1 protein-coding gene is annotated in these 936 nt (G+C 72.6%); it reads left to right on the forward strand.

The window, feature by feature from the left end; all coding sequences use genetic code 11:
• Positions 1-936: L-lactate dehydrogenase (locus RE027_RS17830; RefSeq protein ID WP_438612449.1), on the forward strand; the 936-nt coding region annotated here is incomplete at both ends.

Raw genomic sequence — 936 nt, forward strand, 5'->3', positions numbered from 1 at the left:
GCCCACCACTCCCGCCCGCACCAAGATCGGCGTGGTCGGCGCCGGTTCCGTCGGTTCCTCCCTGGCCTATGCGGCGCTGATCCGCGGAGTCGCCCAGGAGGTGGCTCTCTACGACCTCGCCGGGGACCGGGTCCGCGCCGAGGGCCTGGACCTGGCCCACGGTGCCATGTTCACCCCCAGCTCCCGGGTGACCGGCTCCGACGACATCGCGGTGCTGGCCGGATCGGACGTGGTGTTCGTGACCGCCGGGGCCAAGCAGCGGCCGGGCCAGACCCGGATGGAGCTGGCCGGGGCCAACGCGTCGATCCTGGAGGGCCTGATGCCGCGGCTGGTGGAGCAGGCCCCGGAGGCGGTCTATGTGCTGGTGACCAATCCCTGTGATGTGCTCACGGTGATCGCCCAGCGGCTCACCGGGCTGCCGGCGGGGCGGGTGATGTCCTCGGGGACGGTGCTGGACACCTCCCGGCTGCGGTGGCTGCTGGCGCAGGAGGGTGGGGTGTCCACCTCGAGTGTGCACGCCACGATCGTCGGCGAGCACGGGGACACCGAGTTCCCGCTGTGGTCGAGTGCGAACATCGGGCAGATCCCGCTGCGGGACTGGACCGTCGAGGGGCGCCGGCCCTTCACCGAGGAGCGGTTGGCGCAGATCGCCGGGGAGACGGTCAATGCGGCCTACGCGGTGATCCAGGGCAAGGGGGCGACGAACTACGCGATCGGTCTGGCCGGGGCGCGGGTGGCCGAGGCCGTGCTGCGCGACGAGCACGCGGTGCTGCCGGTGTCCACGGTGCTGGAGGACTACCGGGGGATCAGCGGGGTGGCCCTGTCGGTGCCCTCGGTGGTGGGACGCGGTGGGGTGCTGGAGCGGCTGGTGGTGCCGATGGACGAGCGGGAGCAGGCCATGCTGCAGCGCTCGGCCGAGGCGATCCGGGCCACCCT

The sequence above is a fragment of the Kocuria sabuli genome, from assembly GCF_040981185.1.
Lineage (GTDB): Bacteria > Actinomycetota > Actinomycetes > Actinomycetales > Micrococcaceae > Kocuria > Kocuria sabuli.